Genomic DNA, 21,373 nt, shown 5'->3' with positions numbered 1-21,373 from the left:
TCAACCGTGGGGTTGCGCAACGTCCGAGTCGACGGGTTCAGGACGCGGGCGCGGCCGCGCGCAGCTTCTCCAGCAGCGGCCCGGCGGCCTCGTCGAGGAACCGCTGCTGCGCGGCGTCGCCGACCTGGACGAGCGCGATGTCGGTGAAGCCGGCCTCCCAGTACGCGGACACGGCCTCGACGATCGCGTCCAGGTCGGGGCCGCACGGGATGGTCTCGGCGACGTCGTCGGGCCGGACGAACTGGCTGGCCGCGTCGAACGCCTCGGTGGTGGGCAGGTCGGCGTTCACGTGCCAGCCGCCCGCGAACCACCGGAACTGCTCGTGCGCGCGCTGCTTCGCGGTGTCGACGTCCGGGTCCCAGGAGATCGGGATCTGCCCGATCTTGCGGGACGGGGCGGGCTCCCCGCCCCCGCCCTCGGCCGCCGCCTGCGCGCGCGCCTCGTCCCACCCGCGCAGCAGGTCGGCCTCCGGCTCCGTGGTGATGAGGTGGTCGGCCAGCGGCGCGAACCGGGAGATCGACTGCGCGCCGGAGACGGCCACGCCGATCTCGACCGGCCTCTCCGGCAGGTCCCACAGCTTCGCGGAGTCGGTGCGGAAGTGGACGCCGTCGAAGGTCAGCCGCTCGCCGTCGAGCAGCGCCGTGATGATCTCGATGGCCTCCTCGAGCATGTCGTGCCGCTCGCCGACCGCCGGCCAGCGCTCGCCGACCACGTGCTCGTTGAGGTTCTCCCCCGCCCCGAGGCCGAGCGTGAACCGGCCGTCCGACAGCACGCCGAGGGTCGCGGCCTTCTGCGCGACGACGGCGGGGTGGTACCGGACGGTCGGGCACGTCACGTACGTCATCAGGTCCACGCGGGAGGTCGCCTGCGCCACGGCGCCCAGCACCGTCCACGCGTACGGGGCGTGGCCCTGCTCGTCGACCCACGGGAAGTAGTGGTCGCTCGACACCTCGAAGTCGAAGCCGATCCGCTCGGCGTCGACCGCGTACCCCACGAGCTGCTTCGGGCCGGACTGCTCGGTCATCAGGGTGTAGCCGAATCGCGTCATGCCTCCGAGACAAGCACCACCGGCCCGCCCCGGCATCCGGAGCGGGCCGGCGGCGGCGTCACGCCTGCGCGAGCGCGGCGCGCAGCGCGTCGACCAGGGGCGTCGTCGGACGCCCGGTCAGGCGGGACAGGTCGCCGGACGTCTCCGCGAGCAGCCCGTCGCGGGTGTTCTCCTCCAGCGCGACGACGAAGCCCGCCGTGCCCTCGTCCAGCCCGGCGGCCAGCAGGTCGGCGCGGCGCTGCTCGGAGGTCACCGCGCGGTACACGACCGGGCGGCCGAGCAGCTCGGACGCCGCGGCGGCGAGCTCGTCGAACGTCCACGCGACGTCGCCCGACAGCTCGTAGGTCGCGTCGTCGTGGCCCTCGGTGCGCAGCACCACCGCGGCGGCGGCGGCGAAGTCGTCGCGCGGCGCGCTGGCGACCCGGCCCTCGCCGTAGGCCCCGACGATCTCCCCGGTCTCGCCAGCCCGCTGCACGTCGCCGACGTAGTTCTCGGTGTACCAGCCGTTGCGCAGCACGGTGAAGGTCAGGCCGGAGGCGCGCAGCAGCTCCTCGGTGGCCTTGTGCTCCGGGGCGAGCACCAGCGGCGTCGTGTCGGCGTGCGGGGCGGACGTGTAGACGAGCCGGCCGACGCCGACGGCCTTCGCGGCCTCGATGACGGCGCGGTGCTGGTCCACCCGCTGGCCGACCTCGCTGCCGGACACCAGCAGGACGACGTCGGCGCCGTCCAGGGCGGCGGTCAGGGTCTCCGGGCGGGCGTAGTCGGTCTCGGCGACGCGGACCCCGCGCTCGGCGAGGTCGGCGAGGCGCTCGGTGCGGCGGCCGGTCGCGACGACCTGGTCCGCGGGGACGCCGTCGGCGAGCAGGTGCTCGACGACGAGGCGGCCGAGGTGGCCGGTGGCACCGGTGACGACGATCGACATGGGACTTCCTCTCGGTTGTGCGCGCCGGGGCGTGACGCGTCCGGCACCCCGCCCAACCCGGCACCGGCGCCGGACCTTCCTCATCGCGGGTACCCACTTTCAGGTAAGGTACGGACATGACGGTAAGCAGCCAGGTCACGGCCCCTGCGGCGCTCGACACCTCGCCCCTCGCGTCGCTGATGACGGACGGCGTGCTCCCCGCGGCCTGCCCCAGCCGCGTCGTCCTCGACCACGTCACCAGCAAGTGGGGCGTCCTCGTCCTCGTGGCGCTGTCGGAGCGGACGCTGCGCTGGGGCGAGCTGCGCCGGCTCGTGGAGGGCATCAGCGAGAAGATGCTGGCCTCGACCCTGCGCACCCTCGAGGCCGACGGCCTGGTCCTGCGCGAGGCGACCCCGTCGATCCCGCCCCGGGTGGACTACTCCCTGACCCCGCTCGGCCGGGAGCTCGCCGAGCACCTGCTGCCCCTGATGGCCTGGATCGGCGCGCACGCGGAGGGCATCGTCACGGGCCGCTGAGCGGCTCCGCGCCGGCACGGGGGCGGGCGGGCACAGGCCACGTCCAGCCGGGGCGCCTACGATGGCCGCCCCGCCGCCCCCGATCGAAGGACGAGAACGTGCGCCGCACGGTCACCACCCTGCTCGCCGCCTCCCTGCTGCTGCTCAGCGCGTGCAGCGACGGAGGCTCCGAGGACGACGCGTCGCCGTCGGCCTCCGCCAGCGCCTCCGCCGCCGCGACGGCGAGCGCCGAGGACGTCGCCGCCCTGGAGGGCGTCACCCTCACCGGGGAGCCCGGCGCGGAGCCGACGTTCGCGTTCGAGCAGCCGTTCACCGTGTCCGCGCCTGTCGCGCGCGTCGCGGCCGCCGGCACCGGCGCGACCGTCGAGGAGGGCCAGCTCGTCACGGTCAACCTCACCGCCGTGGACGGCGCCGACGGCGCGAGCCAGGGCACCACGTACGGAGCGGAGCCCCAGCAGTACCTCGTGCCCTCGGCGAACCTCCCTGAGATCGTGAACGACCAGATCGTCGGCCAGCAGATCGGGGCGCGGGTCCTGTACTCCGAGCCGGGCACGGACCAGACGCTGATCTGGGCGTTCGAGATCATGAGCGCGGAGTCCGTCCCGAGCCGCGCCGAGGGCACGCCCGTCACCCCGCTGCCCGAGGGCCTGCCGACCGTGACGCTCGCCGACGACGGCCAGCCGTCCATCGAGCCCGTCGACACCGACCCGCCGGCCGACCTGGTCGTCCAGCCGCTGATCCAGGGCGCCGGCGCCGCGGTCGAGGCCGGGCAGAACATCACCATCCAGTACAGCGGCTGGCTGTGGGACGGCACCCCGTTCGACTCCTCATGGGAGAACGGCGCCCCGCTGTCCACGCCGCTGAGCAACCTCATCCAGGGCTGGCAGCAGGGCCTGGTCGGGCAGACGATCGGCAGCCAGGTCCTGCTGGTCATCCCGCCGGACCTCGGCTACGGCGACACCGAGAAGACCGGCATCCCCGCCGGTTCGACGCTGATCTTCGTGGTGGACATCCTCGCCGCGTCCTGACGCTCCGGACGAAGCACAGGGCCCTCGGTCGCACCAGTGACCGAGGGCCCTGTTCCGTTCGCGACCGACGTGGTTAGCCTGGCGTCCCAGCACCAGTCAGGAGACGGCGATGGACGCGGCAACGACGCCGACGGTCCGGAACGTGGCGCTCGTGGGTCACGGCGGATCCGGCAAGACGACACTCGCCGAGGCGCTGCTGCTGCGCGCCGGGGCCGTCCCGCGCGCCGGCCGCGTCGAGGACGGCTCGACGGTCTGCGACCACGAGCCCGAGGAGGTCGCGCGCGGCTCCTCCGTGGCGCTCGGCGTCGCCGACCTCGACTGGACCTGCAGCCAGGGGTGCCCCCACCGGCTCACCCTGCTGGACACCCCGGGGGCGCCGGACTTCGCGGGCGCGGTCGACGCCGCGCTGTCCGTGGCGGACCTGGCGGTGGTGGTGGTGAGCGCCGTCGACGGGGTCCAGTCCGGGACGGAGGCGGCGTGGCGGCGGTGCGACGAGGCGGGGATCCCCCGCCTCGTCGTCGTCTCCCAGGAGGACCGCGCCCGCGCGGACTTCCACCGGGTGCTCGACCAGGTGCGTGACCTCGCGCGCCGCACCGGGCGCGACCCGGCGAGCGTCGTCCCGCTGGAGCTGCCGCTGGGCGAGGAGCAGGCGCTGCACGGGGTCGCCGACGTCCTGTCCGACCGCGGGCTCGACTACGCCGCGGACGGCCGGCACCAGACCTGCGCGCTGCCCGAGGACGTCGCGGAGGAGGAGCACCGCCTGCACGACGAGGTGACGGAGGAGATCGTCGCGCACGACGACGACCAGCTCGAGCGCTACCTGTCCGGGGAGGTGCCCGACGCGGCCGACCTGGAGCGCACGCTCGCGCGGGAGGTCGTGACGGGCGAGGCGGTGCCGGTGCTCGTCGCGTCGGCCGCCACCGGCGTCGGGGTCGACCGGCTCGCGGACCTGCTGTGCGAGATCGGGCCCGCGCCGTCGGACCGCCCCGCCCGGCTGCGCGTCGGCGGCGACGACGGCCCGACGACCGACCTGCCGGCGGACCCCCGCGGCGAACCGGTGCTGCACGTGTTCCGGACGGTCGCCGACCCGTTCGTCGGGCAGGTGTCGGTGTTCAAGGTGCTGTCCGGCACCGTGCGCTCCGGCGACCGGCTGGTCAGCACCGCCACGGGCACCGAGGAGCGGCTGCACGGCCTGTTCCGGCTGCGCGGCCGGGAGCACCTGCCGGTCGACGCGGTGCCCGCCGGGTCGATCGCCGCCGTCGCGAAGCTCACCGGCACCCCGACCGGCGGCCTGCTCGCCGCCCGCGCCCAGCCGGTCCGTCCGGCCGCCCTGCCCGCGCGGCCCCCCGTGCTCGCGGTCGCGCTGGTCCCGGTGAGCCAGGCCGACGACGACAAGCTGTCGGCCGCGCTGACCCGGCTCGCGGCCGAGGACCCGACGCTGCGGGTGGACCGCACGCCGCACCAGACGGTGCTGCGCGGCCTGGGTGACGCGCACCTGGCCGTGGCGGTCGAGCGGCTGGCCCGCGTGTTCGGCGTGCACGTGACCACCGAGCCGGTGCGGATCGCGTACCGGGAGACGCTCGCGCGCCCGGCGGAGGCCGAGGGCCGGCTGAAGAAGCAGTCGGGCGGCCACGGGCAGTTCGCAGTCGTGCAGCTCCGGCTCACGCCGCTGCCGGCCGGGTCCGGCTTCGCGTTCAAGGACTCGGTGGTGGGCGGTGCCGTCCCCCGGTCGTACCTGCCCGCCGTGGAGCGCGGCGCCGCCGAGGCCCTCGCCGCGGGCGGGCCGCTCGGGCACCCCGTGGTCGACGTGCAGGTCGAGGTGCACGACGGGAAGTCGCACGCCGTCGACTCGTCCGACATGGCGTTCCGCACGGCGGCCGCCGCCGGGGTGCGCGCCGCGCTCGCGTCCGCCGGCACCGTCCTGCTCGAACCCACGGTCCGCGTCACGGTCGTCGTCCCGCCGGAGGCCCAGGGCGACGTGCTCGGGGACCTGTCCGGCCGGCGCGGGCACATCACCGCGAGCAGCACGACCGACGACGGGCGCGTGCGGATCGAGGCGACGGTGCCGGAGGCGGAGGTCGTGCGGTACGCCCTGGACCTGCGGGCCCTGGCCGGCGGCCGCGGCGAGGTGACGCTCGCGCCCGGGCAGTACGAGGTCCGGCCGGGGCACCTCGCGGCGGTGTGAGAGCCGACGATCGGTAGCGTAGCGAGGCGACGATTGGTAGTGCATCCAGCCGACGATCGGTAGCGTAGGTGACCGACCAACGGTAGCGTAACGCCTGTGACCAGCGCCCTGACCGAGCCGTACCACCGTCGCGTCGTGGACGACGAGATCGATGCGCTGCTGCCGGGCGTGCCAGCGATCGCCATCGAGGGCGCGAAGGCGGTGGGCAAGACCGCCACGGCCGCGGCACGGGCCGGCACGACCCACCTGCTCGACGACCCCGCCACGCGCGCGGTGATCGAGGCCGACCCGGACCGCGTGCTCACGGGCCGGCCCCCGGTCCTCCTCGACGAGTGGCAGCTGCTCCCTCGGACGTGGGACCTCGTACGGCGAGACGTCGACCGCGACCCGACCGCCGGACGCTTCCTGCTGACGGGCTCCGCCTCGCCCCGTACACCGGCCACGCACTCGGGCGCGGGCCGCATCGTCCAGGTGCGGATGCGCCCGATGACGCTGGCCGAACGCGGGATGACCCCGTCCGTCAGCCTCGGCGCGATGCTCTCCGGCGCCCCCGTCCAGGTCGTCGGCGCGACCACGGTGTCGCTCGAGGACTACGTGGCAGAGATCCTGGCGAGCGGCTTCCCCGCGCTGCGCGGCTTGCCCGGGCGGGCGCTGCGCGCGCAGCTCGACGGCTACCTCGCCAGGGTCGTCGACCGGGACTTCCCGGAGGTCGGCCAGGAGGTCCGGCGTCCCGACACCCTGCGCAGGTGGATGGCGGCGTACGCGGCGGCGACGTCGACCACGGCCTCCTACGAGACCATCCGGGACGCCGCCACGTCCGGGCACGGCGACAAGCCGGCGAAGACCACGACCGGTCCCTACCGAGACACGCTGGAGCGCCTGTGGCTGCTCGACCCCGTGCCCGCCTGGTCGCCCTCGTCCAACCACCTCAAGCGGCTCGGTGCAGCGCCGAAGCACCACCTCGCCGATCCCGCGCTCGCGTGCCGGCTGCTCGGCTCGACAGCCGAGAGCCTTCTCACCGGACAGGACGCCGCACCGGCCGTGCCACGCGACGGCACCCTGCTGGGTGCCCTCTTCGAGTCGCTCGTCGCCCTGGACCTGCGGGTCTACGCGCAGCACTCCGAGGCCTCGGTCGGGCACCTGCGCACCAAGGGTGGTGAACGCGAGGTCGACTTCGTCGTCAGCCGCGCCGACGGCAAGGTGGTCGCGGTCGAGGTCAAGCTCGCGACCGACGTCGAGGACCGGGACGTCCGGCACCTGCTGTGGCTGCGCGACCAGATCGGCTCGCGTCTGCTCGACGCCGTCGTGGTGACGACCGGCTCCGACGCCTACCGGCGGCGGGACGGTGTGGCTGTCGTGCCTGCCGCACTGCTCGGACCCTGATCCGCCCCTCGGGGCCTCGACCCGGAAGGGCGGGCGTCCTCAGACGTCAGGCGTCCGCCGGGACCCGGGCCTCCGGGACCGGCATCCCGGTCCCCAGCCGGCCGGCGTAGAGGTCGATCTTCATCTCGATCGCCGCCAGGTGCTCCGCCGCCTCCGCGAGCTGGGCGCGCACCGCGTCCCGGTGCGCCTGCAGCAGGGCGAGCCGCTGCGGCTCGGTGCCCTCCCCCCGGCGCACCAGGTCCGCGTACTCCCGGATCTCCCGGATCGGCATGCCGGTGGCCCGCAGCCGCGTGAGCAGGTGCAGCCACCCGAGGTCGCGCTCGGTGTACCGCCGGTGCCCGGAGGCGGCCCGCTCGACCGCGTCGAGCAGCAGCCCGTCGCGCTCGTAGTACCGCAGCGTGTGCGGGGACAGCCCGGTCGCGGCGGCGGCCTCGGCGATCGTGAGCGTGCGCGTCTGGTCGGTCACGCCCACCAGCATGCGCCCCGTCACCGGCCGATGGTGCTCATGTCGGGGTACCGGTCCCCGACGACCGCCTGCGCGGGCACCGCGTCCGCGAGCGCCGCCAGGTCCTCGGGGGTCAGCCGGACGTCGACGGCGCCGGCGTTCTGCTCGAGGTAGCGGACCCGCCGGGTGCCGGGGATCGGCACGACGTCCTCGCCCTGCGCGAGCACCCAGGCCAGGGCGAGCTGCGCCGCGGTGACGCCCCGGTCGGCCGCGAGCGCCTGCACCCGCTCGACCAGGGCGCGGTTGGCGTCGAAGGCCTCGCCCGCGAACCGCGGGTTGGCGCGGCGGAAGTCGCCGTCGGCCAGGTCGGACACCGCGGTGATCGCCCCGGTCAGCATGCCGCGGCCGAGCGGCGAGTAGGGCACCAGGCCGATGCCGAGCTCGCGCAGCACGGGCAGTACGGCGGTCTCGACGTCGCGCGTCCACAGCGAGTACTCGGTCTGCACGGCGGTCAGCGGGTGCACGGCGTGCGCGCGGCGGATCGTCTCCGGCCCCGCCTCGGACAGGCCGAGGTGCCGGACCTTGCCCGCCTGGACGGCCTCCGCGAGCGCGCCCATCGTCTCCTCGACCGGCACCGTGGGGTCGATGCGGTGCATGTAGTACAGGTCGACGTGGTCGACGCCCAGGCGCTGGAGGCTGGCGTCGAGCGCCGCGCGGACGTACTCGGGCCGGCCGTCGACCGACCGCGTGGCGACCGCCGGGTCGGGGTCCCGGACGATCCCGAACTTCGTCGCGAGGACGACCTCGTCGCGGCGCCCGGCGATCGCGCGGCCGACCAGCCGCTCGTTGGTGTGCGGGCCGTACATGTCGGCCGTGTCGAGCAGCGTCACGCCCAGGTCGAGCGCGCGGTGGATCGTCGCCACCGACTCGCGCTCCTGGTCGCTGCCGGGCGCGGACGTCGCGCCGTAGAACTCGGACATGCCCATGCAGCCGAGGCCGAGGGCGGAGACGGTGAGGGCGGTGCCGTTCGCGGCGCTGCCGAGGGTGCGGGTGGGAAGAGTCATGGCCCGACCGTCGCCCTTGGAGCGCGCTCGAAGTCAAGCCGGGCCTGCGGAGGCGGCCGTCCGGTCGTAGCGTCGGCGTGTACACCCATCCCCCGAGGAGGACCGCGTGAAGCTTCGTCATCTGCCGCTCCGGCTGGGCGCCGGCGCCTACATCCTGAGCTCCGGCCTGGACAAGTTCTCCGCCGACGAGGAGGCCGCCGCCGGGATCCACGGCACCGCCGTGGGCGCGTACCCGTTCCTCGCCGACGTCGACCCGAAGACGTTCACCAAGGCGCTCGCCGCCACGGAGGTCGGCCTCGGCGCCGCGCTGCTGGTGCCGGTGCTGCCCCGCGTCGTCGTCGCCACCGGGTTCACGGCGTTCTCCGCCGCGCTCGTCGGCATGTACCTGCGCACCCCCGCGCTGCACCGCGGCCCGAACGACCCGCGCCCGAACCCGCAGGGCATCGGCGTCGCCAAGGACGTCGTGATGGCCGGCGCCGCCGCGTCGTACCTCATCGACACCCTGACCTCGTCGGCCAAGAAGGCCGGCGCCAAGGCCGCGAAGAAGGCCACGAGGGCCGTCCGGCGCTGACGCCGCCCCGGGGCCGGGCGCGGGCTGGCTAGGCTCGGTCCGTCCGCGTCCGACCCCGCCCGAGGAGCGCCCGCATGCGCCAGCAGACCCGCTGGGAGCAGATCGGCCGGCAGAATCCCGACCGCTCGCAGTGGTACGTCGAGCGGTTCCGCAGCATGGCCGCCGAGGGCGCGGACCTGGCCGGCGAGGCCCGGATGGTCGACGCGATGGTCCCGCGCGGCGCCCGCGTGCTCGACGCCGGGTGCGGCCCGGGCCGGGTCGGCGGGGAGCTCGCCCGGCGCGGGCACGCCGTCGTGGGCGTCGACGTCGACCCGGTGCTGGTCGAGGCCGCGCGCGCCGACCACCCCGAGGGCGACTGGCACGTCGGGGACCTGGCCGAGCTGGACCTGCCGGCGGCGGGGGTGCCCGAGCCGTTCGACGTCGCCGTCATGGCGGGCAACGTGCTGACGTTCGTGGCGCCCGGCACCGAGGCGGAGGTGCTGCGCCGCATCCGCGCGCACCTGGTCCCCGGCGGCCGGCTGGTCGTCGGGTTCGGTGCGGGGCGCGGCTACGCGTTCGACGCCCTGGACGGGGACGCCCGCACCGCGGGGTTCACGGTCCAGCACCGGTTCGCCACCTGGGACCTGCGGCCGTTCGCGCCGGAGTCGGACTTCCTGGTCGCCGTGCTCGGCTGACAGCCGCGCTGGTCGCGGCGCCGGAGCCGTGCCAGGCTCGACCGCATGGCCCGGTTCTTCGACGTCCACCCGCACGACCCCCAGGCCCGGGCGGTGAGCCAGCTCGTCGCGATGCTCCGGGACGACGCGCTCATCGCGTACCCCACCGACTCGGGCTACGCGCTCGGCTGCCGCCTGGAGAGCCACGCCGGGGCGGACCGCATCCGCGCGATCCGGCGCCTCGACGACCGGCACCACTTCACCCTGATGTGCAGCGACTTCGCGCAGCTCGGGCAGCTCGTGCGGCTGGACAACGCGCCGTTCCGGGCGATCAAGGCGGCGACCCCCGGGCCCTACACGTTCATCCTCCCGGCCACCAAGGAGGTGCCGCGCCGGCTCGCGCACCCCAAGAAGAAGACCGTCGGCGTGCGCATCCCCGACAGCCGCGTGGTGCAGGCCCTGCTCCGGGAGCTCGGCGAGCCGCTGCTGTCGTCCACGCTCATCCTGCCGGGCGAGACCGAGCCCCAGACCGACGGCTGGACGGTGAAGGAGGAGCTCGACCACGTCGTCGACGCCGTCGTGGACGCCGGGGAGTGCGGGCAGGAGCCGACCACCGTCGTCGACTGGTCCGAGGGGTACCCCGAGGTGGTCCGCGTCGGCGCGGGCGACCCGGACCGGTTCTCCTGACGGGCGCGGGCCCGTGACCGCCGCGCTGCCCGACGACGTCCGCTACCCCGCGGAGGTCGCGCCCGGCGCCCGGGACCTCGCGGAGCTGGACGGGGCCGTCGTGGAGTGCCGGGCCTGCCCTCGGCTGGTCGCCTGGCGGGAGCACGTCGCCGACGTGAAGCGCGCGGCCTACCGGGACCAGACGTACTGGGCGCGCCCGGCCCCCGGCTTCGGCGACCCGGACGCCGCGGTGCTGGTCGTCGGCCTGGCGCCCGCGGCGCACGGGGCGAACCGCACCGGCCGGATGTTCACCGGCGACCGGTCCGGGGACTTCCTGTTCGCGGCGATGCACCGCGTCGGGATGGCGTCCCAGCCGACGTCGACGCACCTCGGCGACGGGCTCACGCTCACGGGCGTGCGGATCACCGCACCGGTGCACTGCGCCCCGCCGGACAACAAGCCCCTGCCCGAGGAGCGGCACCGGTGCGGCCCCTGGCTCGCGCGGGAGCTGGAGCTCGTCCGGCCGCGGGTCGCGGTCGTGCTCGGGGCGTTCGGGTGGGACGCGCTGCTGCGCACGCTCGCCGAGCAGGGCTGGGCGGTGCCGCGTCCCCGCCCGCGGTTCGCGCACGGCGCGGAGCAGGTCCTGGAGCGCCCGGCCCCGGACGGGGCCGAGCCCCAGCGCCTGACCCTGCTCGGCTGCTTCCACGTCAGCCAGCAGAACACCTTCACGGGCCGCCTCACGCCCGCCATGCTCGACGCCGTCCTGCTCCGCGCCCGGGACCTCGCGGCGGGCCCGGACGCACCGGGCCCGGCCACCCCGGCCCCGGTCGTCAGCTGAGCGGGTTGCCGCCCGTCACGCCGATGCGGTCGCCCGTGATGTAGCTGCTCTCCTGGCTGGCGAAGAACACGTACGCCGGCGCGAGCTCGGCCGGCTGGCCCGCGCGGCCCAGCGGGGTGTCCGCGCCGAACTGCTGGACCTTCTCCTCCGGCATGGTGGCCGGGATCAGCGGCGTCCAGATCGGGCCCGGTGCGACGGCGTTGACCCGGATGCCCTGCTCGGCGACCTGCTGCGCGAGCGCCTTGGTGAAGTTGAGGATCGCGGCCTTGGTCGCGGCGTAGTCGATGAGCTGCGGGCTCGGCTGGAACGCCTGGATCGACGTGGTGTTGATGATGCTCGCGCCGGCCTGCAGGTGCGGGAGGACCGCCTTGGTCAGCCAGAACATCGCGTAGACGTTGGTCTTCATGGTGCGGTCGAGCTGCTCGGTCGTGAGGTCGAGCAGGCCGTTCTCCTGGGACATCTGGTACGCCGCGTTGTTGACCAGGATGTCGACGCCGCCGAGCTCGGACAGGGCCGTGTCGACGATCGTCTGCGAGAACGCCTCGTCGCGGAGGTCGCCGGGGCACGTGACGCCCTTCCGACCGGCGTCGCGCACGAGCCGCACGGTCTCCTGGGCGTCCTGCTCCTCGTCGGGCAGGTACACGATCAGCACGTCGGCGCCCTCACGCGCGAACGCGAGCGCGACCGCCCGGCCGATGCCGGAGTCGCCACCGGTGATGATCGCCCGCTTGCCCTCGAGCCGGCCGGAGCCGACGTACGACTCCTCGCCGTGGTCGGGCTTCTGCTCCATCTCGCCCGTGAGGCCGGGGTGCGGGATGTTCTCCGCCGGCTGCTCGGGCTCGGGGTGCTGGGTGGTCGGGTCCTGGGGAGTCGTCTGGTCGCTCATGCTCATCCATGGTGCGCGCCCCGCGCGCGAGCGCCACCGGAGCGGGTGAACCTGCCCGCCGGCGCAGCACCGGGGCCGCCCCGAGTTGCCGCGCCGGCCTCGGTCGCACCACAGTGGCCCCCGGCCTGTCGGCGCCCGACCAGCACATCCACGTCGCGCGCACACCGGCCGCACAGGGTCCCCGCAGCGGGGATCCTAGGGTGGCGGTCCGGACGATCGGCGAGGAGAGACGTGGGCGACGACGAGCAGTACGTCGAGATCTGGGGCGACCGGGTCTCCCTGCGGGACCTCGTGCTCGCGCTGGCCGTGGTCGCCGCCGCGACGGTCGCCGCGGTCGCCGTGGGCCGCGCGCTCGACGGGTCGGAGTTCTTCTGGGGGCTGGGCGGCTCGGTCGTCGGGTTCGGTGCGGCGGTCGCGCTCGTCCGGCCGAAGCGGGACGTGCAGATCGTCGACGACGACGCCGCGGAGGCCGGTCGACCCGACCCGCTCGCCGACTGAGCCCGACCGAGCCCGACCGCGCGCACCCGTCCGGGACCGCGCCCCGCACCGAAAGACCTCCGTGGACCTCTCCCTGCTGCTGCCGATGGTCGCCGCCGCGCTGGCGGCCGTCGCGCTCTACACGCTGATCGGGTTCATCCCCGGCACCGACGAGACGTCCGTGCTGCTGCCCGTGACGCTCGCGCTCGTGCTCGCCGGCACGGACCCGCAGGTGGTGCTCGCGTTCTTCATCGCCGCCGTCGTGACGCTCAACCTGACGAACTCCATCCCGACCGCGCTGGTCGGGCTGCCGGGCGGGGTGCTGTCGGCGCCGATGATCGACCACGCGCTGGTCCTCAAGCGGTCCGGGCGCGCGGCGGAGACGATCCGGAAGATGGCCGCCGGGTCGGTCGTCGGGACGCTGATCTCCGTGCCGCTGGCCCTGCTGATCGCCCGGGCCATCACGCCGCTGGCCGACCAGCTCCGCGAGTACGGGTCGCTGCTGTTCGTCGGCGGGGCGGTCGTCCTGGCGCTGCTCGGGAAGAACCGGGTGCTGTCGCTGCTGGCGATCATCCCGCTGGGCCTGCTGTTCCAGGGCGTGCAGGCGCTCTACCGGCAGACCGGCGTGCTCCCCGAGGACGGCACCATCACGGTGTCGTTCTTCCTGTCGATCACCGCCGGCCCCCTGCTGCTGAGCCTGGCCACGCTGCTGAACCCGACGCTGCGCGGCGCGCTGCCCCGGGCCGGGCGCACGCCGGTGCGGATCACGCGGTCCGAGCTGCGGGGGTCGTCGCTCAACCCGCGCCGGCTGCTCACCCGGGCCGAGCTCGGCGCGAGCGCCACCGTGTCCGCCGCGTCGACGCCGCTGTTCTTCCTCAGCCCCGTCGCCCTCACGCTGCTCATGGGCGAGGCGTCCGGCGCCCGGGCCCAGGACCCCACCGAGCGCTCGTCCCGTGCCGTCACCTCGATGGCCGCGCTCGCGCACTCCACCTACCTGGCCGGCGTGATCATCCCGCTGCTCGCGGTCGGGCTGCCGCTGTCGCCGGTCGCCGTCGGACCCGCGAACGCGCTGTTCAACGCGCCGCCCGTCCTCACCCTCGACCAGAACCTGCACCACCTGCTGACCACCGGGCAGTTCGTGGCCGCGGTCCTGGTCGGCGGGGTGCTGGCGCTCGTGCTGTCGTACGTGCTCGCCGTCCGGTACTCGTTCCGGCTCACGGCCCTGGTCACCCGGCACGTGCCGCACGAGGCCGTGCTCGCGCTGTTCGTCGTGTTCGTGCTGCTGCTCGCGTACCTGGACGCGGGGCTGATCAACGTCTTCGCCGTGCTGCTGGTCGGCCTGACCTGCGGCACGCTGAACCGGTTGGGCGTCAACTTCGGGGTGCAGTTCATGTCGCTGTACGCGGCCCCGTGGTTCGTCCTGCACCTGATGTGAAGGAGCCGACCATCCCGAGCCCCAGCAGCTCCGCGCCGCGCAGCACCGGCACCGGGCGCACCCGCGCCAAGGCGATCCTCGTGGGCGAGCACGCCGTCGTGTACGGCGAGCCCGCGATCGCGCTCCCGATCGCCAGCCTGCCGATGCGCGCCACCGCGCGGCGGGAGGACGGCCCGCTGATGCTCGAGTCGGTGCTGTACTCCGGGACCCTCGCGGACGCCCCCGAGCAGCTCGCCGCGCCGCGGGCCGCCGTCGAGGCCACGCTCGACCACCTGGGCCTGCCGCACACCGGCATCGTGCTGGCGACCGAGTCGACGATCCCCGCCGCCCGCGGCCTCGGGTCCAGCGCCGCGACCGCCGGGGCCCTGGCGCTGGCGCTCGCCGACCTGGCCGGGCGCACCCTCACCCCGCAGGAGCACTTCGACCTCGTGCAGGTCGGCGAGCGCGTCGCCCACGGGAACCCGAGCGGCCTCGACGCCCGCACCACCGCGTCCACCGAGCCCGTCTGGTTCCAGGCCGGCGAGATCCGGTCCCTGGACCTGCGCCTGCGCGCGCACCTCGTCGTCGCCGACACCGGCGTGCACGGGCGCACCCGCGTCGCCGTCGCGGACGTGCGGTCGTTCCTCGAGCGGCACCCCGCCCGCGGCGCGGAGCTGATCGCCGAGCTCGGGCAGATCACCCGCGACGCCGTGGACGACCTGGCGCTGGACCGCCCGCGCGAGCTCGGGGCCCGGATGACCCGCGCCCACGGCGCGCTCGCGGAGCTCGGCGTCTCATCCCCGGAGCTCGACCGGCTGGTCGGGGCGGCGCTCGCCGCGGGGGCGCTCGGCGCCAAGCTGACGGGCGGTGGCCAGGGCGGATGCCTCCTGGCGCTCGCGGCCGACACCACCTCCGCTGGTACGATCGCCGCTGCCCTGCGCCGCGCGGGCGCGGCGCGCACCTGGTTGCACCGGACCGACGCGCGGCATCCCGCCGCTCCCGCCCAGGTGTCCCTCGGATGACGAACTCCGCGACCGCCGTCGCGCACGCGAACATCGCCCTCGCCAAGTACTGGGGCAAGCGTGACGAGGCCCTGGCGCTGCCCGCGACCTCCAGCCTGTCGCTCACGCTGGACGCGTTCCACGCGACCACCACCGTGACGCTCGACCCGTGCGCGACCGAGGACTCCGGCGTGCTGGACGGCCGGCCGATGTCCGACGGCGAGGTCGTGCGCGTCCGCCGGTTCCTCGACCTGGTGCGGTCCCTGGCCGGGTCCTCGGTCCACGCGTCGGTGACCTCCACGTCGACCGTGCCGACCGGCGCCGGGCTCGCGTCGTCCGCGAGCGGGTTCGCCGCGCTGGCCGGTGCGGCGGCCGCCGCCTACGGGCTGGACCTCGACCCGCGCGCCCTGTCCCGGCTGGCCCGGCGGGGCTCCGGCTCGGCCGCCCGGTCCGTGTTCGGCGGGCTGGTGGTCTGGCACGCCGGCACCGACGACGCGTCGTCGTTCGCCGAGCCCGTCCCCGGCGGGGAGGCGGGCGGACCGCTGGACCCCGCGATGGCCGTCGTGGTGCTGGACGCGGGGCCCAAGTCCGTGTCGAGCCGCGTCGCCATGCGCCGGACCGTCGAGACGTCGCCGTTCTTCGCCGCCTGGACGGAGGCCACCGAGCGGGACGTCGCCCTCATGCTGGAGGCCGTCGCCGCGGGCGACCTCGCGGCGCTCGGGGAGCTCGCGGAGTCCAACGCCCTGCGGATGCACGCGACGATGCTCGGCGCCCGCCCGCCGGTCCGGTACTGGACCGCGCACACCGTCGCGGTGCTGGACCAGGTGCTCGCCCTGCGCGCCGACGGCCTGCCCTGCTGGGCGACGATCGACGCCGGCCCGAACGTCAAGGTGCTGTGCGCCGCGTCGGACCTGGCCACCGTCGCCGGCGCGCTGTCCGAGGGCGGCACCCGCCGCGTCGTGACCGCGCGCCCCGGGCCGGAGCTGCGCGTCACGGCGGGGGGTGCGGCGTGATCGAGGTCTGCGCGCCCGGGAAGCTGTTCGTCGCCGGGGAGTACGCCGTCGTCGAGGCCGGGTACCCCGCGGTGCTCGTCGCCGTCGACCGGCACGTCACCGTCCGGCTCGCGCCCGCCGAGGGCGCCGGGTCCATCGCGTCCGACCAGTACGGCCGGCTGCCCGTCGTGTGGCGCCGCCGGGGCGACCGGGTCGTGCTGGACCACGACAGCCGCCCGTTCGACTACGTCCTGGCCGCCATCGACGTGGTCGAGCGGTTCGCCGCCGAGCAGGGCCGCACGCTCGGGTTCTACGACATCACGATCACCTCGGAGCTCGACGACCGGTCCGGGCGGAAGTTCGGCCTCGGGTCGTCGGCCGCCGTGACCGTGGCGACGGTCCGGGCGCTCGACCGGTTCTACGACCTGGGCCTGCCGACCGAGCGGCTGCTGCGCCTGGCGCTGCTCGCGACCGTGGTGGTCAACCCGATGGGCTCCGGCGGCGACGTCGCGGCGAGCCTGTACGGCGGGTGGATCCGGTACGCGGCGCTCGACCGCGACTGGCTGCGGCAGGCGCAGGCCGCGGCCGAGGCCGCCGGGTCCCCGCGCCCGCTGTCGGACCTGCTCGACGCCGACTGGCCCGGGCTGTCGGTGCGCCGCCTGCCCACCCCGCGGTCGATGCGCCTCGTCGTCGGGTGGACGGGCGTCCCGGCGTCGACCACCCGCCTCGTGGACACCATGCAGTCGCGCAAGGGCGTCACGGAGAGCCACTACCCCGAGTTCCTCGCCGCCTCCCGCGCGTGCGTGGACGCGCTGGCCGACGCCATCGAGCGGGACGACGCCCCCGCCGCGAAGGAGCAGATCCGGCGCGCCCGCGGGCTGCTCACGTCGCTGGCCCGGACGGCCGGCGTGGACATCGAGACGCCGGCGCTGCGCACGCTCTGCGAGACCGCCGAGGGGGTCGGTGCGGCGGCGAAGTCCTCTGGCGCCGGGGGCGGGGACTGCGGCATCGTGCTCGTGGACGCCGACACCGACCTGGAGCCCATGCTCCGGGACTGGGAGCTGTCCGACGTGCGGCACCTGTCGCTGCGCGTGCAGCCGCCGCGAGAGGTCGACGATGCCTGCTGACGAGCCCGCGCTGTCCGGGCAGGACGAGCCCGGGCCCGCCGCGCAGGACGCGCGGCGCAAGGACGACCACGTGCGGCTCGCCTCCGCGCAGCACGCCGAGCCGCGCGCCCACGACTTCGACCACGTGCGGCCGATGAACCACCCGCTCGCCGCCGGCGACCGGTCCCAGGTGTCGCTGGCGACCACCGGCCGCGTCCTGGCCTGGGACGTGCCGCTGTACATCAACGGCATGACGGGCGGCACCGCGCACACCGCGACCATCAACCGGGCGCTGGCCCTGGCGGCCCGGGAGACCGGGGTGCCGATCGCGTCCGGGTCGACCGGCATCCTGCACCGCGAGCCCGCGGCCATCCCGTCGTTCCGGGTGCTGCGCGAGCTGAACCCCGACGGCTTCGTCATGGCGAACGTCAACGCGAACCTCAGCCCCGCGCAGGCCCGCCGCTCGGTGGAGATCCTCGAGGCGGACGGCCTGCAGGTGCACGTGAACCCGGCGCAGGAGATCGTCATGCCGGAGGGCGACCGGGACTTCACGCGCTGGGCGGACCACATCGCCGCGATCGTCGAGGGCGTCGGCGTCCCGGTGGTCGTCAAGGAGGTCGGCGCGGGCATGAGCCGCGGCACCGTCGCGCAGCTCCGCGACCTCGGCGTCGCGGCCGTGGACGTCTCCGGCCGCGGGGGCACGGACTTCACCGCCATCGAGTCGGCCCGCCGCGACGACGGCGGCATGGGCTACCTCGCCTCGTGGGGGCAGTCGGCGGTCGAGGGGCTGCTCGACGCGTCGTCGGTCGAGGGGGTGGACCTGCTGGCGTCCGGCGGCGTGCGGCACCCGCTCGACGTGGTCCGCGCGCTGGCCCTCGGCGCGACGGCGGTCGGCGTGGCGGGCGGCTTCCTGCGCGTGCTGCTCACCGAGGGCGAGTCGGCGCTCGTCACCCGGATCCAGACCTGGCTCGAGCAGGTGGGCGACATCATGACGCTGCTCGGCGCGCGCACCGTCGCGGACCTGCGCCGCGTCGACCTGCTGATCACCGGGCCGGTGCGGGAGTTCTGTGAGCTCCGGGGCGTGGACGCCGCGGCGTACGCCCGCCGCAGCGGCCTCTGACCCAGCCGTCGCTGACCCCGCGGTCGCGGACCCGCGGTCGCTGACGCGCAGCATCGTGCGTGCCACGGCGGTGACCACCGTGCCCACGGTGTCCCCGACCGAGCACGACACAGCCCTTCGGCAACCGCGACCGCCGTGACCGCCGTGCGCACCGTGTTCCCCACCGACCACGACACAGCCCTTCCGCGACCGCGACCGCCGTGCCCACGGTGTCCACCGTGTTCCCCACCGGCCACGACACAGCCCTTCGGCAACCGCGACCGCCGTGACCGCCGTGCGCACCGTCTGTATCGCGCGCACCCCACGCACCGCGGGCACCCCACGCACCCCACGCACCGCGAGCACCGCAGGCACCGCACGCACCGCAGGCACCGCACGCACCGAGGTCACCGCACGCACCGCAGTCACGGTTGCGGAAGAGGTGTGCCGGCCTCCCTCGGCGACACCGCGTACACGGTGCACACCGGTACACGACCCCCGAGCGCACCTGCCGAGATCTGCCCTGGGGACGACGGCGATCGGCGCCGGTTGCGGCCCTAGCGTCGGACCATGAGCACACTCACACGCGAAGTGACCGCCCGGGAGCTCCGGGCCCACCTGGGTTCCCTCGTCAACGAGGCCGCATACGGCCGCGGCCGGATCGGCCTGCACCGGTACGGGTCGCTCGTGGCGGTGCTGATCGGCGTCGACGACTTCATGCGGCTCCAGCGGCTCGAGGCCGAACCGGGGGCGCTCCACGCGGAGGAGTCGCTCGACGAGTGGGCCGCGCGCGTCATCGCCGAGGGGCGCGCCTCCCGGGAGGCGGACGAGGAGGCCAGGCGGGCGGCGGACCAGGAGGCACCGGGCGCGGCGGACGCGGTGGCCGGGGACGCGGTGGCCGGGTACGCGGCGGACGGGTACGCGGCGGCGGGGTACGCGGCGGACCAGGACGCCACGCCGGCCGAGGACGAGGGTTAGGCGCCCGTCGCCACCAGGAACGTCAGGCCCGCCAGGGCCAGGCACGTCGGGGTCATGACGACCGCCTCGCGCCGGCTGCGGGAGATCGCGTTCATGCCGATGCCCACCACGAAGTAGGCGAACGCCACCCACACGCCCACGTCGACGAAGCGACCGGGCAGCACCGCCGTCACGCCCGACCGGTCGAGCAGCACGAGCGCGATCACCGCGTAGATGCCGACGGCCACGGCGCTGCCGACACGCAGCCGGCGCGGCAGGACCTCGTGCCCCCCGCCCCAGGCGTACCGGCCGAGCGGTGCCCCCGCCACGAGCAGCACCTGGAACACCGTGAGCAGCCCGAGGACCACCAGTGCCGCGACCGCGGCCGTCTCTGCCATGCGGCGATCCTCGGCTATCTGTCAGATATAGTCAACGCCATGGCGCGCCCCCCGTCCCAGACCGAGCTCGCGGTGCTCGGTGCCCTGTCGATCGAGCCCATGTCGGGGTACCGGGTCCGGCAGGAGATCCAGCAGACGCTCGGGCACTTCTGGGCGGAGAGCTTCGGGCAGATCTACCCCACGCTGACCCGGCTCGAGGAGGGCGGGCTCGTCGGGCGCACCGAGGACGGCCGCTTCACCGCGACCGAGGCGGGGCTCGGTCGGCTGCGGGAGCTCCTGCTGACCCCGCCGGAGATCGCACCGCCCCGCAACGCGCTGCTGCTGCGGCTGTTCTTCGGGGGGCAGATCGGCCGGGACGCGTGCCTCGACCTGCTCGCCGGCACGGAGCGGGAGGTCACGGACCGCCTGGCGCGGCTGGACGAGGTCCGCCGCAGCCTGGACCCGCGGGACCCGGACCAGCGGTACGCGCTGCTCACCCTCAGCGCAGGGGAGCACAGCGGCCGCGCCACGCTGGCCTGGATCGCGGAGACCCGCCGGACGATCGCCGGCTGGGACGACTGACGGCTAGCGCGGGAAGACGCAGAACTCGTCGCCCTCCGGGTCGGCCAGCACCACCCAGCCGTCGTGCCGCGCCAGCACCGTGGCACCCCGGGCGACCAGCTCCGCCACGCCCGGCTCCAGGTCCGGCACGGTCACGTCGACGTGCACGCGGTTCTTCACCGTCTTCGGCTCGGGCACGGCGTTGAACCACAGCCGGGGGCCGGTGCCGGACTCCGGCTCGACGAGCACCGTCGGGTCGTCCTCGGGGTCGTGGACGCCCTTCGCCCGCAGCCGCGCGAGCTCGGCCTCGTCGTACGGGGCGACGCGGTACCCGTCGAGGGTCTCCGCCCACCAGCGCGCGAGCGAGGCGGCGTGGTGGCAGTCGACGACGATGTCCAGCAGCGCGGCCATGCACCGAGGCTAGGACGCCCGGGCGCCGGCGACACGATTTCCGCGGTCCGTTCGGCTCAGCACCGCACCCCCGCGTGTCGATAGGTCCGTGGGGTGAGAGAGATGGATCAGGGGATCGGCACGGGTGACCCGGTCGCGCGACGCGCGCGGCGGCGGGCCCGGTGGTGGGGCACGGCGGCGGGCACAGCGCCCGGCGTCCCCGCGGCACGCCCCGCGGCGGACCGCGCCGACGACTGGTTCGACTCCTGGCTCACCGACTCCGCCGCCACGGCCGGCACCCGCCGGGCGCTCGAGCGCGCCGACGGCTGGACCACCCTGACCGACCTGCACCGCCCCGGCAGCGGCAGCGCCACCGTCGACCTGGTGGCCGTCGGGCCCGGCGGGATCGTCGTGGTCGAGACGCTGCACTGGGACGGGGAGATCACCGTGGCCGGCGGCACGCTCCGCCACCGCGGGTACGGCCGCACGCCCGACGTCGCCGCGGTCGCCGCCACCGCCGGCGCCCTCACGGCACTGCTCGCCCCGACCCACCGCCGCGCCGTGCAGGCCGTGCTGTGCCTCGCCGGACGCGACCACGAGCCCGTCGCGGTGTGCGGCGGCGGGACCGTCGTCGGCGAGCGGCAGCTGGCGGCGCACCTCGCGGCCCTCCCCGTGCTGCTGCCGACGGCCGACGTCGCGCTGGTGGTCGAGTACCTCACCGCGGAGCTCGGCGGGCCGACGAGCCCCGAGCAGCTGACCGTCGACGACGTGTTCCGCCCCGCCGCGGTGTGGGCG

24 protein-coding genes are annotated in these 21,373 nt (G+C 75.3%); 17 read left to right on the top strand and 7 right to left on the bottom strand.

Annotated features, from left to right (window positions below; all coding sequences use genetic code 11):
* Nucleotides 1–37: 37 nt before the first annotated feature.
* Nucleotides 38–1,048: a TIGR03557 family F420-dependent LLM class oxidoreductase gene (locus tag QNH85_RS13315; protein WP_282947147.1), complete on the bottom strand. Its 1,011-nt coding sequence runs from the start codon at nucleotides 1,046–1,048 to the stop codon at nucleotides 38–40.
* 58 nt (nucleotides 1,049–1,106) lie between these two features.
* Complete coding sequence (locus tag QNH85_RS13310; RefSeq protein WP_282947145.1) at nucleotides 1,107–1,970, bottom strand: SDR family oxidoreductase; 864 nt, start codon at nucleotides 1,968–1,970, stop codon at nucleotides 1,107–1,109.
* A gap of 116 nt (nucleotides 1,971–2,086) precedes the next feature.
* Here QNH85_RS13310 and QNH85_RS13305 point away from each other — a divergent pair, with 116 nt between their 5' ends.
* The 4 genes from QNH85_RS13305 to QNH85_RS13290 all read left to right on the top strand — a co-directional run bounded on the left by QNH85_RS13305 (nucleotide 2,087) and on the right by QNH85_RS13290 (nucleotide 7,081).
* On the top strand, nucleotides 2,087–2,485 hold the full coding sequence (locus tag QNH85_RS13305; protein WP_282947144.1) for a winged helix-turn-helix transcriptional regulator: 399 nt from the start codon (nucleotides 2,087–2,089) through the stop codon (nucleotides 2,483–2,485).
* Nucleotides 2,486–2,583: 98 nt separating this feature from the next.
* The gene (locus tag QNH85_RS13300) at nucleotides 2,584–3,513 is read left to right on the top strand and encodes an FKBP-type peptidyl-prolyl cis-trans isomerase (RefSeq protein ID WP_282947142.1); all 930 of its coding nucleotides are present in this window, start codon (nucleotides 2,584–2,586) and stop codon (nucleotides 3,511–3,513) included.
* 109 nt (nucleotides 3,514–3,622) lie between these two features.
* Nucleotides 3,623–5,698, top strand: a complete 2,076-nt coding sequence (locus QNH85_RS13295; protein WP_282947141.1) for an elongation factor G — start codon at nucleotides 3,623–3,625, stop codon at nucleotides 5,696–5,698.
* A 96-nt stretch (nucleotides 5,699–5,794) separates the two neighbouring features.
* On the top strand, nucleotides 5,795–7,081 hold the full coding sequence (locus QNH85_RS13290) for an ATP-binding protein (protein WP_282947139.1): 1,287 nt from the start codon (nucleotides 5,795–5,797) through the stop codon (nucleotides 7,079–7,081).
* Between the two features lie 46 nt (nucleotides 7,082–7,127).
* Here QNH85_RS13290 and QNH85_RS13285 read toward each other — a convergent pair whose 3' ends face one another.
* A complete protein-coding gene (locus tag QNH85_RS13285) occupies nucleotides 7,128–7,547 on the bottom strand; it encodes a MerR family transcriptional regulator (protein ID WP_282947137.1) in 420 nt (139 codons plus the stop codon).
* A 20-nt stretch (nucleotides 7,548–7,567) separates the two neighbouring features.
* Nucleotides 7,568–8,590, bottom strand: coding sequence for an aldo/keto reductase (locus QNH85_RS13280; RefSeq protein ID WP_282947135.1), 1,023 nt, complete (start codon nucleotides 8,588–8,590; stop codon nucleotides 7,568–7,570).
* A 106-nt stretch (nucleotides 8,591–8,696) separates the two neighbouring features.
* On the opposite strand from QNH85_RS13280, the gene QNH85_RS13275 reads away from it, so the two are divergent.
* The 4 genes from QNH85_RS13275 (at nucleotide 8,697) to QNH85_RS13260 (ending at nucleotide 11,318) form a co-directional block, all read left to right on the top strand.
* On the top strand, nucleotides 8,697–9,161 hold the full coding sequence (locus QNH85_RS13275; protein WP_282947133.1) for a DoxX family membrane protein: 465 nt from the start codon (nucleotides 8,697–8,699) through the stop codon (nucleotides 9,159–9,161).
* A gap of 74 nt (nucleotides 9,162–9,235) precedes the next feature.
* A complete protein-coding gene (locus QNH85_RS13270; RefSeq protein WP_282947131.1) occupies nucleotides 9,236–9,835 on the top strand; it encodes a class I SAM-dependent methyltransferase in 600 nt (199 codons plus the stop codon).
* 45 nt (nucleotides 9,836–9,880) lie between these two features.
* Nucleotides 9,881–10,501 (top strand): L-threonylcarbamoyladenylate synthase, encoded by a 621-nt coding sequence (locus QNH85_RS13265; protein ID WP_213281469.1) that lies wholly within the window; start codon nucleotides 9,881–9,883, stop codon nucleotides 10,499–10,501.
* Nucleotides 10,502–10,514: 13 nt separating this feature from the next.
* The gene (locus QNH85_RS13260; RefSeq protein WP_282947129.1) at nucleotides 10,515–11,318 is read left to right on the top strand and encodes a uracil-DNA glycosylase; all 804 of its coding nucleotides are present in this window, start codon (nucleotides 10,515–10,517) and stop codon (nucleotides 11,316–11,318) included.
* Here the strand turns inward: QNH85_RS13260 and QNH85_RS13255 are convergent.
* A complete protein-coding gene (locus QNH85_RS13255) occupies nucleotides 11,311–12,204 on the bottom strand; it encodes an SDR family oxidoreductase (RefSeq protein ID WP_282947127.1) in 894 nt (297 codons plus the stop codon). The genes QNH85_RS13260 and QNH85_RS13255 overlap by 8 nt on opposite strands.
* Nucleotides 12,205–12,435: 231 nt before the next feature.
* Here QNH85_RS13255 and QNH85_RS13250 point away from each other — a divergent pair, with 231 nt between their 5' ends.
* The 7 genes from QNH85_RS13250 (at nucleotide 12,436) to QNH85_RS13220 (ending at nucleotide 19,271) form a co-directional block, all read left to right on the top strand.
* Nucleotides 12,436–12,702 carry a hypothetical protein gene (locus QNH85_RS13250; protein ID WP_282947125.1) on the top strand — a complete coding sequence of 89 codons (267 nt, stop codon included), beginning with the start codon at nucleotides 12,436–12,438 and terminating at the stop codon, nucleotides 12,700–12,702.
* A 61-nt stretch (nucleotides 12,703–12,763) separates the two neighbouring features.
* Nucleotides 12,764–14,116, top strand: coding sequence for a tripartite tricarboxylate transporter permease (locus QNH85_RS13245; RefSeq protein ID WP_213281473.1), 1,353 nt, complete (start codon nucleotides 12,764–12,766; stop codon nucleotides 14,114–14,116).
* Complete coding sequence (mvk, locus tag QNH85_RS13240) at nucleotides 14,113–15,117, top strand: mevalonate kinase (RefSeq protein ID WP_282947122.1); 1,005 nt, start codon at nucleotides 14,113–14,115, stop codon at nucleotides 15,115–15,117. The genes QNH85_RS13245 and mvk overlap by 4 nt, the downstream gene beginning before the upstream one ends.
* Nucleotides 15,114–16,109: a diphosphomevalonate decarboxylase gene (gene mvaD, locus QNH85_RS13235; protein WP_282947120.1), complete on the top strand. Its 996-nt coding sequence runs from the start codon at nucleotides 15,114–15,116 to the stop codon at nucleotides 16,107–16,109. Before mvk ends, mvaD begins: the two co-directional genes overlap by 4 nt.
* Nucleotides 16,106–17,215, top strand: a complete 1,110-nt coding sequence (locus QNH85_RS13230; protein ID WP_282947118.1) for a phosphomevalonate kinase — start codon at nucleotides 16,106–16,108, stop codon at nucleotides 17,213–17,215. Before mvaD ends, QNH85_RS13230 begins: the two co-directional genes overlap by 4 nt.
* Entirely contained in the window at nucleotides 17,205–18,314 is a 1,110-nt protein-coding gene (fni, locus tag QNH85_RS13225) for a type 2 isopentenyl-diphosphate Delta-isomerase (RefSeq protein ID WP_282947116.1), read from the top strand. Before QNH85_RS13230 ends, fni begins: the two co-directional genes overlap by 11 nt.
* A 549-nt stretch (nucleotides 18,315–18,863) precedes the next feature.
* The gene (locus tag QNH85_RS13220) at nucleotides 18,864–19,271 is read left to right on the top strand and encodes a type II toxin-antitoxin system prevent-host-death family antitoxin (RefSeq protein ID WP_282947115.1); all 408 of its coding nucleotides are present in this window, start codon (nucleotides 18,864–18,866) and stop codon (nucleotides 19,269–19,271) included.
* On the opposite strand, the gene QNH85_RS13215 is transcribed toward QNH85_RS13220, so the two are convergent.
* Nucleotides 19,268–19,648: a hypothetical protein gene (locus tag QNH85_RS13215; RefSeq protein WP_282947114.1), complete on the bottom strand. Its 381-nt coding sequence runs from the start codon at nucleotides 19,646–19,648 to the stop codon at nucleotides 19,268–19,270. The two genes, QNH85_RS13220 and QNH85_RS13215, sit on opposite strands and share 4 nt — an antisense overlap.
* A 39-nt stretch (nucleotides 19,649–19,687) precedes the next feature.
* On the opposite strand from QNH85_RS13215, the gene QNH85_RS13210 reads away from it, so the two are divergent.
* Nucleotides 19,688–20,209: a PadR family transcriptional regulator gene (locus QNH85_RS13210; RefSeq protein WP_282947112.1), complete on the top strand. Its 522-nt coding sequence runs from the start codon at nucleotides 19,688–19,690 to the stop codon at nucleotides 20,207–20,209.
* 3 nt (nucleotides 20,210–20,212) lie between these two features.
* Here QNH85_RS13210 and QNH85_RS13205 read toward each other — a convergent pair whose 3' ends face one another.
* Nucleotides 20,213–20,599, bottom strand: a complete 387-nt coding sequence (locus QNH85_RS13205) for a VOC family protein (RefSeq protein WP_282947109.1) — start codon at nucleotides 20,597–20,599, stop codon at nucleotides 20,213–20,215.
* 102 nt (nucleotides 20,600–20,701) lie between these two features.
* On the opposite strand from QNH85_RS13205, the gene QNH85_RS13200 reads away from it, so the two are divergent.
* Nucleotides 20,702–21,373: nuclease-related domain-containing protein (locus tag QNH85_RS13200; RefSeq protein ID WP_282947107.1), on the top strand; the 672-nt coding region annotated here is incomplete at its 3' end.

It is taken from the genome of Cellulomonas endometrii (genome assembly GCF_949769265.1).
GTDB classification, from domain to species: Bacteria; Actinomycetota; Actinomycetes; order Actinomycetales; family Cellulomonadaceae; genus Cellulomonas; species Cellulomonas endometrii.
Note: the sequence above shows the minus strand (reverse complement) of the source record. Positions and strands in the feature narration are given on the sequence as shown.

What these genes read in the sequence shown, in the direction of transcription:
- QNH85_RS13210 (WP_282947112.1), top strand. Translation starts at nt 19,688, where the DNA reads ATGGCGCGCCCCCCGTCCCAGACCGAGCTCGCGGTGCTCGGTGCCCTG.
- QNH85_RS13305 (WP_282947144.1), top strand. Translation starts at nt 2,087, where the DNA reads ATGACGGTAAGCAGCCAGGTCACGGCCCCTGCGGCGCTCGACACCTCG.
- QNH85_RS13315 (WP_282947147.1), bottom strand. Translation starts at nt 1,048, where the DNA reads ATGACGCGATTCGGCTACACCCTGATGACCGAGCAGTCCGGCCCGAAG.
- QNH85_RS13270 (WP_282947131.1), top strand. Translation starts at nt 9,236, where the DNA reads ATGCGCCAGCAGACCCGCTGGGAGCAGATCGGCCGGCAGAATCCCGAC.
- QNH85_RS13220 (WP_282947115.1), top strand. Translation starts at nt 18,864, where the DNA reads ATGAGCACACTCACACGCGAAGTGACCGCCCGGGAGCTCCGGGCCCAC.
- fni (WP_282947116.1), top strand. Translation starts at nt 17,205, where the DNA reads ATGCCTGCTGACGAGCCCGCGCTGTCCGGGCAGGACGAGCCCGGGCCC.
- mvaD (WP_282947120.1), top strand. Translation starts at nt 15,114, where the DNA reads ATGACGAACTCCGCGACCGCCGTCGCGCACGCGAACATCGCCCTCGCC.
- QNH85_RS13280 (WP_282947135.1), bottom strand. Translation starts at nt 8,590, where the DNA reads ATGACTCTTCCCACCCGCACCCTCGGCAGCGCCGCGAACGGCACCGCC.
- QNH85_RS13255 (WP_282947127.1), bottom strand. Translation starts at nt 12,204, where the DNA reads ATGAGCGACCAGACGACTCCCCAGGACCCGACCACCCAGCACCCCGAG.
- QNH85_RS13265 (WP_213281469.1), top strand. Translation starts at nt 9,881, where the DNA reads ATGGCCCGGTTCTTCGACGTCCACCCGCACGACCCCCAGGCCCGGGCG.
- QNH85_RS13205 (WP_282947109.1), bottom strand. Translation starts at nt 20,599, where the DNA reads ATGGCCGCGCTGCTGGACATCGTCGTCGACTGCCACCACGCCGCCTCG.
- QNH85_RS13310 (WP_282947145.1), bottom strand. Translation starts at nt 1,970, where the DNA reads ATGTCGATCGTCGTCACCGGTGCCACCGGCCACCTCGGCCGCCTCGTC.
- QNH85_RS13295 (WP_282947141.1), top strand. Translation starts at nt 3,623, where the DNA reads ATGGACGCGGCAACGACGCCGACGGTCCGGAACGTGGCGCTCGTGGGT.
- QNH85_RS13215 (WP_282947114.1), bottom strand. Translation starts at nt 19,648, where the DNA reads ATGGCAGAGACGGCCGCGGTCGCGGCACTGGTGGTCCTCGGGCTGCTC.